Here is a 12,979-nt window from a genome sequence, read left to right as displayed (position 1 = left end):
GTGCACTGAGCATTTTTTGTTAGCACTATTTTGAGGAGATAATCACGCAAACATGGGTATTTATCCAACATTTTGCCTACGGCAGCACAAATATCCAAAAGAGTCACCAATAACTGCATATTCCTCTATGGCAATCACACTATTAGAGGCGCAATTTATTTATAATTTGCAGTGTTAGAATAACAGAAGGATCGAAGTATGAGACTGTTTAAGCGCTATACGCCAGGTATGATAGCTAAACACGTAAGTCGGCTTTTTAAAGGAAGAATCTATATTTACGGGGTTGGAAAATTTGAATTCGATAATGGCAAACTGATCTTGCCAGAGCGCGCAGACAAGCGCCACTTTCAGACGGTGAAGGAAGTGAATCAGGAAATCATGAGACTACGCTGCGCCTACGCATAATACGAGTTTCATTAAAGAATTTTAAAAGGGTTGGCCATAAGCCAGCCCTTTTGCCATCATTAGGTTAATCACTGTTAGGGCTCAAGCAGCACCATTTTACTCTTGGCAATATCAGGTAAATCACCTTTTAAACCCAGTGCTCTTTTCATAATCTCATCTTTGGCTCCAGGAAGTTGTCCAGCCAACTGCATGCCAATGCCACGGATCAGTTTCTTCGCCGGGTTATCACCTTCAAAAAGATCTTTGAAACCTTGCATCGCGGCAATCATTTTGGCGGCTTCTGTTTTTCGCCAACGTTCATAACCTCGCAAATTTTTGAGCAAGCCAATATCTTCACCTTGATGCCACAACGCGAGTAGTTCTTGAGCTAAGCTTGCAGCATCAAGTAAACCTAAATTAACACCTTGCCCGGCTAGCGGATGGATGGTGTGCGCCGCATCACCAACGAGTGCGATTCGTTGTAAAGCAAAATCTCGGGCATAACGCATTTTAAGTGGGAAAGCAGCACGTTCACCGACCACCTCACACAAACCTAAACGATGATCAAACTCAGCGGTCAGTATCTTATTGAATTCGAGCTCAGACAGACTGAGCAAGCGCTGCGCTCGGTTGTGCTCTGTAGACCAAACGATTGAGCTCATATGAGGATCAGACATAGGTAAAAAGGCCAGCGGACCTTGTGGTGTAAACACTTGCCTTGCCGTCGATTGATGTGGTTCCACCGTGCGGACATTTGCCACCAGCGCACTGTGTCCATAATCCCAATGGGTTAATGGAATGTCTTGCTGCTGACGAACCCAAGAGTTTGCGCCATCGGCTCCTACTATCAATTTTGCGGTGAGTGATTGACCGTTATCGAGCGTTAGCCACGCTTCACTTTCTCCGACAGCCAACGATTGGCATTGAGCGGGCATAAAGAGTGTCACATTCGCTTGCTTTTGTACTTGTTCGAGTAAGGCTAATTGAATGACGCGGTTCTCAACAATGTGTCCCAGATCCGGCTGAGTCATTTGATTGGCACTAAATTCGATCCGCGCAAAACTATCGCGTTCCCACACTTCCATCGCCGAATAAGGCGCAGCGCGACGAGAAGTAATACCTTGCCATGCACCAAGGTTTCGCAACATGATTTCACTGGAACGGCTTAAGGCGGAGACTCGCACATCCGGCAGCTCTGCAAGTTCAAGGCTGGGTACTCGGCCCTCAATCACGGCGATGCGCAGTTCGCTATGCTTTAATGCGGCGGCCAGTGCAAGGCCAACCATTCCGCCACCCACAATGACAATATCGACACTTTGCATCATATACAGACCCTTTTATCTATTCACTACGCCAAGCGTTCGGCGCAGTAGCGGCATTTTCAGCCACGGTAAATTATCCATCATCATGAGGCCTACATTGCGACCAATACGAGTGGTTAGCCAATCATTGGAAAAGAGATGCACCAGGGATGATGTCAGCTTAATGGTGGCATCACGATCCGCTTCTCGGCGTTGGGAAAAAGCCTGTAAGCCGTGATAGCAGCCAACATCGGCTTGCTGCTTGATAAGCTCATCCGCCAAGCTTGCTACATCTCGAATACCTAAGTTAAAACCTTGTCCCGCAATCGGATGTAATGTCTGAGCAGCATTGCCCACAATGGCAAAACGATGTGAAATGTTCTGCTCTCGATAACGCAGTTGTAATGGATAGCAGGCACGAGTGCCCACTTTATTCATTCGCCCTAAACGCCAACCAAACGCATCTTGAAGCTGTGCTAAAAAACCCTCATCACTGAGTGAAAAAACTCGCTCGGCTTTCGCGGGAGGTAAACACCAAACTAAAGAGAGTCGATTATCACTCATTGGTAATAACGCGACAGGACCATCGGCGGTAAATCGTTCAAACGCTCGTCCTTGGTGAGCTTTTGAGCTCACAACATTAGCAATAACCGCGACCTGTTCAAAATCATGCTCTTGTTGGATGAGGCCGATTTGCTCGCAGCAGATCGATATCGCCCCATCGGCTGCGACCAATAACTTAGCTTGGATCGTTCGTTGATCGTTAAGGGTGACAGTGACCTTATCCATACTGCGTTCCACTTGCTGAACCGCGCTTGGGCAAAATAACTCAATATGCGGGCTCTGCTGCATTTTTTGCGCGTAAATCTGCCCAACATCGGCTAATTCAACCACGTAACCTAATGCTTCTAAATCGAGTTGCTGACAAGTGATATCGGTCATCCCAATATGAGACCGATCCGACACATGAATATGTGTAATTGGGGTGGCGACCTCTTGCAGCGACTGCCACAAGGAGAGATTTTGCAAAATTTGCACGCTACCGTAGGATAAAGCAATTGAACGCGAATCAAAGCCGGGATGGGCGAGCTTATCATCCAGCGGATGCGCTTCGACCACAGCAATCGCAAGCTTTCCTTGAGAAAGCGTATCTAAGGCCAACGCCAGTGTTGCACCGGCCATCGCCCCACCAGCGATAATCACATCAAATTGCTTCACAGTCATCTCTCTTTAATGCACGGTCGGCTGAGTTTCTTGTAGAGGTTTGATACCAAATTCAGCATGAATTGTTAACACACAAGCTTTTATATGCTCGATGACGTGTTCCAAAAGTTGAGCTTGCTCATCCAAGTCATCCTCTTCATCGATACCGAGCTTGGCAATTTCTTCTAGATCAGCCAAGGCCTCTTTAGTCTCTGCGGACGCTTTTTTCAAAACAACCCCAATCAAGCCAAGCCCAGAAATAAAGTGATTTACCCAGTCGGCTACGCCATCAGCCAAATCAAATACACTGGCACTCGCCTCTTCATCTGGCAACAGTAGTGACAACTCCATCCCGCTACCAGTGAGCTCTTCGATTGTAAAGGTGAGTACTTGTTCAGCCAATGTCAACGGACGATCTGGCCAACCCATACCTTCGTTAGTGTAATCAAAAATAAGTGGCTGCCAGCTCTTATCATTTAAGCCCAGACCACCGGCCAGCATGCCCGTTAGCAACCCATGCAACTCAGCAGGGTTAACCGCAAGTGCTGCAGATTGAAGGGCAGTGGCAAGAGAAAGATAATCCGGTAGTTTTTTTTCGCTCATGGGAAGCTCGTAATAAAATCAAATAAGCGCGATCCTACCACTTAGCTTCCAATGCGAAAATGCTCAAAGCGTTAATTGTGGGTAGCTTTTACTCAATTTGCCTAATAACTGTGTTTTTAGTCCCTCATTTTTTACTGCTCGCTTTGAAAAGCTTGAATCTTAGGGCCGCTTTACCTATAGTTTCCACCTCGATGGGCATGTGAGTGGCACCATCTTAGACAGCGCGATAAGAGTTCATCCATCATGAGTAATCAAGCGGTAGACGTAGAAATTTTAGGAAAATTGACTCGTGTGAATTGCCCTGCGGGACAAGAGCAGTCTTTAATCCAAGCGGCGCAAGATCTTGATAACCGATTGAAAGAGATGGCAGAGCGTACTAAAGTTACCAATGAGGTAAAGCTACTCACGATTGCTGCGCTCAACATTTGTTATGAATTGCAAACCAAAAACAATGAGAGCCTAGGCCAACAAAATCAATTAACCGAGCGCATGGAACAGCTCGCAGCATCTCTTGAAGATGCCATCAGTAAAGTGAAGCTAGGACAGCAATAGTCTTTACCAGCGTAACCAAATTTACCCTAGAGTGTTTGTCAGCCGGATTTAAGTCCCTGAGCCGATAAGCAACACCAAAGGGTTAGTACTTGGTAGCTATTGAGCAAGCTCGGCTCGTACCGAGAAGCCTGCGGTTACCATTGCTGATCCGCCTTGAACCAGCTGGTTCAAGGGCCAAAATCCGCAACGGCACTCTGGGGTATCCTTATGCAAAACACTCGACACATACTTCGTCAAGTCATCCGCCAGCGGCGTAAACAGCTATCACCTACGCAGCAAAAACACGCTTCAATTGAACTTATCTCTCGTTTTTCAACACTGCCTGAAGTTTTAACGAGTCAGCACATTGCCCTCTACTTGGCAACCGATGGTGAGCTTGAAACACAACCGCTCATAGCGTGGTTATGGCAACAAGGCAAACAGACCTATCTTCCCGTTTTACACCCCTTCTCGAGTGGGAATTTATTGTTCTTGCGCTATGATGCTCAAACCATAATGACGCGAAATAAATACGGCATTGCCGAACCCAAGCTCAACCAAACATTGATCAAACCAGTAAATGAGCTAGATATCATCTGCACACCATTGGTGGCCTTTGATCAAACAGGGCAAAGGCTCGGGATGGGCGGCGGCTATTATGATCGTACGTTAGAAACTTGGTTTAAAACGGGTAAAGGTGCCCTACCCATAGGTTTAGCTCATGATTGCCAACAAGTGACTCATCTGCCGAGCGAAGCATGGGATATACCTTTACCTCAAATAGTGACTCCAAGCCAAATCTGGCAATGGGAATCATAAATTATTGAGGCTATAATCGCCCCGCAACATTACCGTCACTATAAATCGATATCAGGAGATTGGCATGACTCAAGATGAAATGAAAAAAGCCGCCGGCTGGGCCGCACTCAAATATGTAGAAAAAGGCAGCATCGTTGGTGTGGGTACGGGTTCAACGGTGAATCACTTCATTGATGCACTGGGTTCGATTAAAGATGATATTAAGGGTGCGGTTTCAAGTTCTATCGCCTCAACAGAGAAGCTAAAAGGCCTAGGTATTGAAGTGTTCGACTGCAATGATGTTGATCAACTCGATATTTATGTTGATGGCGCAGATGAAATCAACCCTGCGCGCGATATGATCAAAGGCGGCGGCGCTGCGCTCACTCGAGAAAAAATCGTTGCCGCTATTGCGGATAAATTCATTTGTATCGTTGATGGTACAAAAGCGGTCGATATTCTAGGTCAATTCCCACTTCCAGTTGAAGTGATCCCAATGGCGCGCTCTTATGTGGCACGTCAACTGGTTAAACTTGGTGGTGATCCAGCCTATCGCCATGGCGTAATAACGGATAACGGTAACGTTATCTTGGATGTGCACGGATTAAAAATTACTGATGCTAAAGCGTTAGAAGATAAAATTAATGGGATTGTCGGCGTAGTAACCGTCGGTTTATTCGCTCACCGAGGTGCTGATGTCGTCATCACTGGCACGGAAGATGGTGCCAAAATCGAAGAGTAAGTCACAAAATAAGGCTACTTTCCGTTATTTCATTACAAACGGCACCCATGGGTGCCGTTTTTCTTCGCTATGCCCTAGAAAATCATGCCTTATTTCGTAATTTTCTTACCCAAAACAAAAAAAGTTTGTTACTTTATTGGTCAGAAGACGCACAAGGAAAACGTTTGTCTTCCAACAAAATGGTTAATCTTCCTCTTTACATTAGCCCTTTTGCTTTATGTGCGCCGTGTTTGCCCACCTTCCCATTTTTAAGGACGAGAATAATGGCCAAAGTTTCACTCGAAAAAGACAAAATCAAAATCTTACTCCTCGAAGGGCTACACCCTTCAACGGTTGAAGTACTGCAATCTGCCGGTTACAGCAATATTGAGTATCACAAAGGTTCTCTGGGTGATGAACAACTGCTCGAAGCGGTGAAAGATGCTCACTTCATCGGAATTCGTTCGCGCACTAATTTGACCGAAGCGGTAATCAACGCGGCAGAGAAGTTAGTTGCTATCGGCTGCTTCTGCATTGGCACCAACCAAGTTGACCTGAATGCAGCCGCAAAACGCGGTATTCCTGTCTTTAATGCACCATTTTCGAATACTCGCAGTGTTGCTGAACTCGTTTTAGGCCAAACACTGCTACTACTGCGTGGGATTCCTGAAAAAAATGCATTGGCGCATCGTGGTATTTGGAAAAAAAGTGCTGATAACTCTTATGAGGCTCGCGGTAAACGCTTAGGTATTATTGGCTATGGCCACATTGGCACCCAGCTCGGTATCATTGCCGAAAACCTCGGTATGCAAGTCTATTTCTATGACATAGAAAACAAACTCTCACTCGGTAATGCAACGCAAATACATACCATGAGTGAGCTACTGAATAAATGTGATGTCATTTCTCTGCATGTGCCTGAAACTCCAGATACTAAAAATATGATGGGTAAAGAAGAGTTTGCACGCATGAAGCCTGGCTCTATCTTTATCAACGCAGCACGCGGAACGGTAGTCGACATTCCCGCACTCTGCGATGCATTGGCATCAAACCATCTAGCTGGCGCGGCAATAGATGTATTTCCAGAAGAACCCGCCACAAACTCTGAACCTTTTGAATCCCCACTGATGCATTTTGATAATGTCATTCTGACACCGCACATTGGTGGCTCAACTCAAGAAGCACAAGAAAATATCGGTATTGAAGTAGCCGGTAAGTTGGCAAAATATTCAGATAACGGCTCAACCTTGTCAAGCGTGAACTTCCCTGAAGTATCGCTGCCAATTCACCGTGATAGTTCGCGTTTACTGCATATTCACGAAAACCGTCCGGGTATTCTGACACAAATCAACACCATCTTCGCCGAAGAAGGGATCAATATCGCCGCTCAATATTTACAAACGTCAGCGGATATCGGTTATGTAGTGATTGACGTAGAAACCGCTCGCTCTGCGGAAGCTCTTACTAAGCTGAAAAGCATCAGCGGCACCATTCGTGCGCGTATTCTTCACTAAGCACTTCTCTAGTAAAAGCACCAAACGACAAAAAGGCCACATAAAATGTGGCCTTCCTTATTTCGATAGGGAGCTCAGTAAATTAAGCTTTAAGCGCTCGCTCCCCGCGAGCAATACCTACCACGCCACTTCGCGCGACTTCGATTACTTCAGTGACTTCCGACAACGCTTGAATAAAGGCATCGAGTTTTTCGCTGGTTCCAGCAAGCTGCACAGTATATTGCGCCGCAGTGACATCTACGATCTGCCCACGGAAAATATCAGCCGTACGTTTCACTTCGGCGCGCGCAAAACCGCTAGCTTTGACTTTCACCATCATCAGCTCACGTTCAATGTGTTCACACTCTGACACTTCTTGCACTTTAAGCACATCAATCAACTTATGCAGTTGCTTTTGAATTTGTTCAAGTTGCATTTCATCGGTCTTAGTGGTGATGTTTAAGCGTGACAATGTTGCATCATCGGTTGGCGAAACCGTTAGTGATTCAATGTTATAACCACGTTGAGAAAATAGACCAACAACGCGAGACAAAGCACCCGATTGGTTTTCCATTAATATTGAAATAATGTGTCTCATATTATGTTCTCTCTGTTTTGCTTAACCACATTTTGTCCATCCCTTCGCCTTTAATTTGCATTGGGTAGACGTGCTCCGTTTCATCCACATTAATATCAACAAAAACCAATCGATCTTTCATATCGAGTGCTTTTTTAAGCCCGGCTTCAAGTTCATCAGGCTGTGAGATACGGATGCCAACGTGGCCATAAGCTTCTGCAATTGCTGCAAAATCGGGAACAGAACTCATATAAGAATTAGAGTGACGTCCTTGGTAAATAATATCTTGCCACTGTTTTACCATGCCAAGAAAACGGTTGTTTAAGTTAATAATTTTCACTGGAATATCATATTGCAACGCGGTGGAAAGCTCTTGGATATTCATTTGAATACTGCCATCCCCAGTGACAATCACTACCTCTTCTTCTGGCATGGCAAATTTAACCCCCATTCCAGCGGGTAAACCAAAACCCATGGTGCCCAAACCGCCAGAGTTGATCCAACGACGAGGCTTATTGAATGGATAATAAAGTGCAGCGAACATTTGGTGCTGACCAACATCGGAGGCCACATATGCGTCTCCATTAGTCAGTTTATGTAAAGTTTCAATCACTTGCTGCGGCTTAATGCGTTCGCTGGATTTCTCATAAGCTAGGCATTGGCGGTCGCGCCAGCTTTGGATATCTTGCCACCATAGTTCAAGCGCCTGCGAATCATTACAGCCACCTTGCTCAGAGAGCAATTGCAGCATAGTTTCCAGTACTTGTTCAGCTGATCCCACTATCGGCAGATCGACTGGCACATTTTTAGAGATCGACGAAGGATCAATGTCAATGTGCATGATCTTAGCGTTCGGGCAATACTTTTCTAGATTATTGGTTGTACGGTCATCAAAACGCACGCCAATACCGAAAATCAAATCCGCATTGTGCATCGCCATATTGGCTTCATACATGCCATGCATTCCAAGCATGCCTAACGCATTTTTATGCGTCCCAGGGAAAGCACCAAGCCCCATTAACGTGCTGACTACGGGTAAATTTAGCGTTTCAGCCAGTTGTAAAATGTGCTGATCTGCGCCTGAAATCACAGCGCCACCACCAATGTACAATACGGGTTTTTTGGCTTCTAACAACGCTTTTAGCGCCTTTTTAATTTGCCCTTTATGACCAGAAGTAGTTGGGTTGTATGAGCGCAGTTTGATCGACTCAGGATACGTGTAAGGGAGTTTAATCTGAGGATTCATCACATCTTTAGGCAGATCGATCACGACCGGCCCCGGGCGCCCTGTTGAGGCAATATAAAAGGCTTTCTTAATGGTTTCAGGAATATCTTCAGCTTTTTTTACAAGAAAACTGTGTTTGACGATCGGACGAGAAACCCCAACGATGTCACATTCTTGAAACGCATCGTTACCAATGAGGTTATTTGGCACGTTGCCTGAAATAACAATCATTGGAATTGAGTCCATGTAAGCGGTAGCAATCCCTGTGACGGTATTCGTCGCCCCTGGGCCAGAACAAACAAGTACCACACCCGTTTTTCCGGTTGCTCGAGCATAGCCATCTGCCATGTGCGTGGCCGCTTGCTCGTGGCGAACAAGGACATGTTTAATTTGGTCGGTTTTTGCGTGCAGCGCATCGTAAATATCAAGAACGGAACCACCTGGGTATCCAAATATTTGCTCTACACCTTCTTCGATCAGAGATTGAACCACCATCTCTGCGCCAGATAACATCTGTTGATTGGATTGCGTTGCCATTTTTTCTCCTTACCAGTACCCAACACATGGTCAGTCAATGGGCCTGGTTTTACATAGTTTAGGGCTTATTTGTAGCCTAATTCGAAAACTTTCCACTTTCGGCTATGTCTTGCTTTTGTCATAACAAAAAACAAGGTAACGCAACAACTGTAACTCTTTCTTATCATCGGGTCGAACGCCAAATAGCGCACACTTTGGCAAATGTTTGGTTAAATGGAATTTTATTAGGTAACTATCGTAAAACCGGCATTAAAAACAGCTCAATCCATGAGTAATTAGCAAAAATAAAGCAAAAAATATTACCATGCAGCAATGTAGCGTTATGAGGAAGCGAGGTTTAACTTCCGTCGTAATATAAAAAATCCCCCACGCTTTATCTGAAAAGCAAGTGGAGGATTTTTAAACAATGAAAAAACTATCTTAAGATAATCTTACTCACCTTTAGTCTTTTCTTTGTACATTTCCTCGATTTCATCTTGGTAACGATCACTAATGACTTTTCTACGCAGTTTCTGAGTCGGCGTCAGCTCACCTTTGTCCATTGAAAAAGCCTTAGGTAATAATTTAAACTTTTTCACTTGCTCAAATTTGGCTAGCTCTTTTTGCAAATCATTGACTCGTTTTTCCAGCATCTCAACCACTTGGTTGTTCTTGATAAGATCTAATCTGTCATGATATTTGATGTTGAGCTCCTTGGCGTAAACCTCCAAGCTGTCATAACAAGGTACAATTAAAGCCGATACAAATTTACGTGTGTCAGCAATCACCGCAATCTGTTCAATAAAGTGATCTTTACCAATCGCTCCCTCAATAACTTGTGGCGCAATGTATTTACCACCGGAGGTTTTCATCAGCTCTTTGATACGATCAGTGATGAAGACATTACCTTGCTCATCAATGTGCCCAGCATCTCCTGTTTTGAGAAAACCTTGTTCATCGAATGCTAACGCCGTTTCTTCTGCCATTTTATAGTAGCCGCGCATAACCATTGGTCCGCGAACAAGAATTTCATTGTTGTCACCGATTTTGACCTGAGCTCCTGGCATCGACATGCCTATTGAATCAGGATTAAAACACCGATCATCCCAACAAGAAACCGTTGCAGTGGTTTCCGTCATGCCATAGCCCAACTTCACGTTAATGCCAATGGCATGGAAAAATCGGCCGATGGTTTCATCTAATTTCGCGCCACCGCAAGGCATGAAATTAATCCGCCCACCAAGCAATGCACGCAATTTAGACAACACGATTTTATCCGCTAACGCGTAACTCTTTTTCAGCATGAAGGATGGTTGGCGCTTTTCTTGGTGACAAAGAGCCATCTTAGCCCCCATATTGACCGCCCAAGTAAATAGCACTTTTCGATGCAACGGCGCTTTCGAGACTTTTTCGTGAATAGCGGAGAAAATTTTCTCGTAGAAGCGAGGAACCGCGCACATTACCGTTGGCTTTAGCTCACTCAATGCATCACGTACTTGCATCGTATCCTGCAAATAACAGTTAGTTGCACCGCTGTAAAGAATGTAAAAAGTCCACGCCCGTTCAAACACGTGTGACAATGGTAAAAAACAGAGTGACACATCATCCTTAGAGATATTTAACCGCTCATCATGCCCTTCAAGCTGAGCGCCAATATTACGGTAATCAAGCATCACGCCTTTAGGTTGACCTGTGGTGCCAGAGGTATAGATGAGCGTCAGCAGATCATCCATATTCGCCTGTTCAAGGCGAGACTCTAATTCCGCTTGCTGGCCATCTGTATTTTGTTCAATAAAAGTCTGCCAATGGATGCCATGTTGAAAACTTTTTAGATCAATGCCATCACTCATGGCGACAATTAATTCAAGCTGTTCGCACTCATCAAAAAAATCCAGTGCCGCATCGTATTGTGCCTGTTCACCGACAAAGAGCACTTTGACATCAGCATCTTGAATAATATAACTGGCCTGCGCTGGCGTATTAGTTGGATAAATAGGTACCGTAACGGCTCTTAACTGCAAAGTAGCCAAGTCAGCTATTGTCCACTGCGGCATGTTATTCGAAAAAACCCCGACTTTATCTTGGATTTTTATACCTTGCGTTAAAAGTGCAAGTGACATCGCATCAATACGTTGACCAAATTGCTTCCAGCTGATCCCATGCCACTCTTTCTCTATTTTGTGTTTTAGAGCAATGCACTCGCCACCTTTGACAATCTGTTCACGAATTCTTTTTACGATATGGAAATTTAAATTGGGCATCTTTTTTACCTGTAGCTTACACATGTAAGCTTTTTGAGCGCACAAGTGTACATTTAGAAGCAAAAAAGGCAACTGACGGATGTCAAAGTTATCAATTAATTCTACAGACAAAAAAGCCCTGAATGGATATAACCAATTCAAGGCTCAAAGAGGAGTATCACTAAGTTTAGATCACAGTACAAATTAACGGGTACACGTTAGTTTAATGCAACAACTTCGCCGCAAATCATCATTAACTGATCACGCAGCCAAATATGGCCTTTGTCTTTTTCACTAGACTCATGCCAACTGAGATAACCACTGATTTGACCATTTGCAAATGGGAAATCGAGGATTTGTAACTGATCTCGGTTAGCCGCATTCTCAACCATCCAACGAGGTGCAATCGTCACCAACTCAGATTGTCCGACCACATAAAGCACATTGCTCAAACTGGTCCCTTCATAATAAGGAACACAGTCTAATTCGCGATATGCTTGCTCAGAAAAGCTACGTTGCCCATGGATGCGAGATAACTTCGCATGCTTTTCAGCTGTTAGGCTATCAGCGTTAACAGAGCCATTGATGCGTGGATGAGACTTAGATGCCACCACTACTAATTCATCTTGGAAAATTTCCGTACTGGAGAACCCTTGTTCATCAAAACGCGCGTAATCAATCACAAAATCGATCTCTTGGTAACGCATACGCTCGGCTAACAAACGGTTAAATTCCGCATCAAGATGAAGTTGGACCAAAGGCGCTTGTTCATGAACTGATGACATAATTTTCGGCGCGAAACGCATATCACAAGGACTGCAAATCGCTAATTTAAATAAGCGGGTTGATGTTTCAGGAGAAAACACCGAACTTGGCAGTTCATTACGGATTAATTGCAGTGCTTGACGCATCGGACCGAACAGTTGACGTGCACGTTGAGTAGGTTGAATACCTCGCCCTTGTCGCATAAACAGTTCATCATTAAACATTACCTTCAAACGCGCTACAGCATTGCTGACTGCTGGCTGAGACATACCCAAATTATGAGCGGCACGGGTAATATTTTGCTCTTGCATTACTGCATCAAAAACCGTAAGCAGGTTTAAATCTACACCACGTAATGTGCTTTCCATGCGGTAACTAGCAATAGCGCTCATTGCATCTTTTTTATCTAACATTTTGGGGACGCCTCTTGTTGTTATCGTCAATACCGTAAAAGTAATTTTTTAGAATAGATAACCTGCCATTTATTATATTTACCCAGACACAACTGGGTGGAGGCTACTATCTGCTAAGCATTTATCGATTGGCAACAAGATTGATAAAATATCAGTTTTTTTTATCCAAACAAGAAGATTGTCCTTATTTATCAGTACGATGTATTTTT

General features: G+C 44.5%; 12 protein-coding genes and 1 other RNA gene. 6 read left to right on the top strand and 7 right to left on the bottom strand.

Features of this window, described 5'->3' with window-relative positions; all coding sequences use genetic code 11:
* Nucleotides 1–198 precede the first annotated feature (198 nt).
* Nucleotides 199–405 carry a DUF1107 domain-containing protein gene (locus AACQ17_RS00690; protein WP_010319814.1) on the top strand — a complete coding sequence of 69 codons (207 nt, stop codon included), beginning with the start codon at nt 199–201 and terminating at the stop codon, nt 403–405.
* Between the two features lie 74 nt (nt 406–479).
* Here AACQ17_RS00690 and AACQ17_RS00685 read toward each other — a convergent pair whose 3' ends face one another.
* Genes AACQ17_RS00685 through AACQ17_RS00675 form a run of 3 tightly spaced genes read right to left on the bottom strand, consistent with a single transcriptional unit; the run spans nt 480 to nt 3,491 of the window.
* Nucleotides 480–1,709, bottom strand: coding sequence for an FAD-dependent 2-octaprenylphenol hydroxylase (locus AACQ17_RS00685; RefSeq protein WP_094147885.1), 1,230 nt, complete (start codon nt 1,707–1,709; stop codon nt 480–482).
* A 12-nt stretch (nt 1,710–1,721) separates the two neighbouring features.
* Nucleotides 1,722–2,903 (bottom strand): 2-octaprenyl-6-methoxyphenyl hydroxylase, encoded by a 1,182-nt coding sequence (gene ubiH, locus AACQ17_RS00680; RefSeq protein WP_170935148.1) that lies wholly within the window; start codon nt 2,901–2,903, stop codon nt 1,722–1,724.
* Between the two features lie 12 nt (nt 2,904–2,915).
* Nucleotides 2,916–3,491 (bottom strand): YecA/YgfB family protein, encoded by a 576-nt coding sequence (locus AACQ17_RS00675; RefSeq protein WP_017046479.1) that lies wholly within the window; start codon nt 3,489–3,491, stop codon nt 2,916–2,918.
* Nucleotides 3,492–3,734: 243 nt separating this feature from the next.
* Here AACQ17_RS00675 and AACQ17_RS00670 point away from each other — a divergent pair, with 243 nt between their 5' ends.
* From AACQ17_RS00670 to serA, 5 genes are all read left to right on the top strand, one after another.
* Nucleotides 3,735–4,043: a cell division protein ZapA gene (locus AACQ17_RS00670; protein ID WP_010319818.1), complete on the top strand. Its 309-nt coding sequence runs from the start codon at nt 3,735–3,737 to the stop codon at nt 4,041–4,043.
* A 20-nt stretch (nt 4,044–4,063) separates the two neighbouring features.
* Nucleotides 4,064–4,248: non-coding RNA, 6S RNA (ssrS, locus tag AACQ17_RS00665), on the top strand.
* 2 nt (nt 4,249–4,250) lie between these two features.
* Entirely contained in the window at nt 4,251–4,841 is a 591-nt protein-coding gene (locus AACQ17_RS00660) for a 5-formyltetrahydrofolate cyclo-ligase (RefSeq protein WP_094147883.1), read from the top strand.
* A 64-nt stretch (nt 4,842–4,905) separates the two neighbouring features.
* Nucleotides 4,906–5,562: a ribose-5-phosphate isomerase RpiA gene (gene rpiA / locus AACQ17_RS00655; protein WP_094147882.1), complete on the top strand. Its 657-nt coding sequence runs from the start codon at nt 4,906–4,908 to the stop codon at nt 5,560–5,562.
* 263 nt (nt 5,563–5,825) lie between these two features.
* Nucleotides 5,826–7,055, top strand: a complete 1,230-nt coding sequence (gene serA, locus AACQ17_RS00650) for a phosphoglycerate dehydrogenase (protein ID WP_026028313.1) — start codon at nt 5,826–5,828, stop codon at nt 7,053–7,055.
* Between the two features lie 82 nt (nt 7,056–7,137).
* On the opposite strand, the gene ilvN is transcribed toward serA, so the two are convergent.
* The 4 genes from ilvN to leuO form a co-directional block, all read right to left on the bottom strand.
* Nucleotides 7,138–7,632 (bottom strand): acetolactate synthase small subunit, encoded by a 495-nt coding sequence (gene ilvN, locus AACQ17_RS00645; RefSeq protein ID WP_010319822.1) that lies wholly within the window; start codon nt 7,630–7,632, stop codon nt 7,138–7,140.
* A 1-nt stretch (nt 7,633) separates the two neighbouring features.
* Nucleotides 7,634–9,373 (bottom strand): acetolactate synthase 3 large subunit, encoded by a 1,740-nt coding sequence (locus tag AACQ17_RS00640; RefSeq protein WP_013856017.1) that lies wholly within the window; start codon nt 9,371–9,373, stop codon nt 7,634–7,636.
* A gap of 431 nt (nt 9,374–9,804) precedes the next feature.
* Nucleotides 9,805–11,613, bottom strand: coding sequence for an AMP-dependent synthetase/ligase (locus AACQ17_RS00635; protein ID WP_029189879.1), 1,809 nt, complete (start codon nt 11,611–11,613; stop codon nt 9,805–9,807).
* A gap of 197 nt (nt 11,614–11,810) precedes the next feature.
* Nucleotides 11,811–12,770 carry a transcriptional regulator LeuO gene (gene leuO / locus AACQ17_RS00630; RefSeq protein WP_026027287.1) on the bottom strand — a complete coding sequence of 320 codons (960 nt, stop codon included), beginning with the start codon at nt 12,768–12,770 and terminating at the stop codon, nt 11,811–11,813.
* Nucleotides 12,771–12,979: the final 209 nt, after the last annotated feature.

The sequence above is a fragment of the Vibrio sp. V10_P2A27P122 genome, assembly GCF_963874335.1.
Lineage (GTDB): Bacteria > Pseudomonadota > Gammaproteobacteria > Enterobacterales > Vibrionaceae > Vibrio > Vibrio anguillarum.
Note: the sequence above shows the minus strand (reverse complement) of the source record. Positions and strands in the feature narration are given on the sequence as shown.

What these genes read in the sequence shown, in the direction of transcription:
- AACQ17_RS00690 (WP_010319814.1), top strand. Translation starts at nt 199, where the DNA reads ATGAGACTGTTTAAGCGCTATACGCCAGGTATGATAGCTAAACACGTA.
- AACQ17_RS00685 (WP_094147885.1), bottom strand. Translation starts at nt 1,709, where the DNA reads ATGATGCAAAGTGTCGATATTGTCATTGTGGGTGGCGGAATGGTTGGC.
- AACQ17_RS00675 (WP_017046479.1), bottom strand. Translation starts at nt 3,491, where the DNA reads ATGAGCGAAAAAAAACTACCGGATTATCTTTCTCTTGCCACTGCCCTT.
- AACQ17_RS00670 (WP_010319818.1), top strand. Translation starts at nt 3,735, where the DNA reads ATGAGTAATCAAGCGGTAGACGTAGAAATTTTAGGAAAATTGACTCGT.
- AACQ17_RS00660 (WP_094147883.1), top strand. Translation starts at nt 4,251, where the DNA reads ATGCAAAACACTCGACACATACTTCGTCAAGTCATCCGCCAGCGGCGT.
- rpiA (WP_094147882.1), top strand. Translation starts at nt 4,906, where the DNA reads ATGACTCAAGATGAAATGAAAAAAGCCGCCGGCTGGGCCGCACTCAAA.
- serA (WP_026028313.1), top strand. Translation starts at nt 5,826, where the DNA reads ATGGCCAAAGTTTCACTCGAAAAAGACAAAATCAAAATCTTACTCCTC.
- ilvN (WP_010319822.1), bottom strand. Translation starts at nt 7,632, where the DNA reads ATGAGACACATTATTTCAATATTAATGGAAAACCAATCGGGTGCTTTG.
- AACQ17_RS00640 (WP_013856017.1), bottom strand. Translation starts at nt 9,373, where the DNA reads ATGGCAACGCAATCCAATCAACAGATGTTATCTGGCGCAGAGATGGTG.
- AACQ17_RS00635 (WP_029189879.1), bottom strand. Translation starts at nt 11,613, where the DNA reads ATGCCCAATTTAAATTTCCATATCGTAAAAAGAATTCGTGAACAGATT.
- leuO (WP_026027287.1), bottom strand. Translation starts at nt 12,770, where the DNA reads ATGTTAGATAAAAAAGATGCAATGAGCGCTATTGCTAGTTACCGCATG.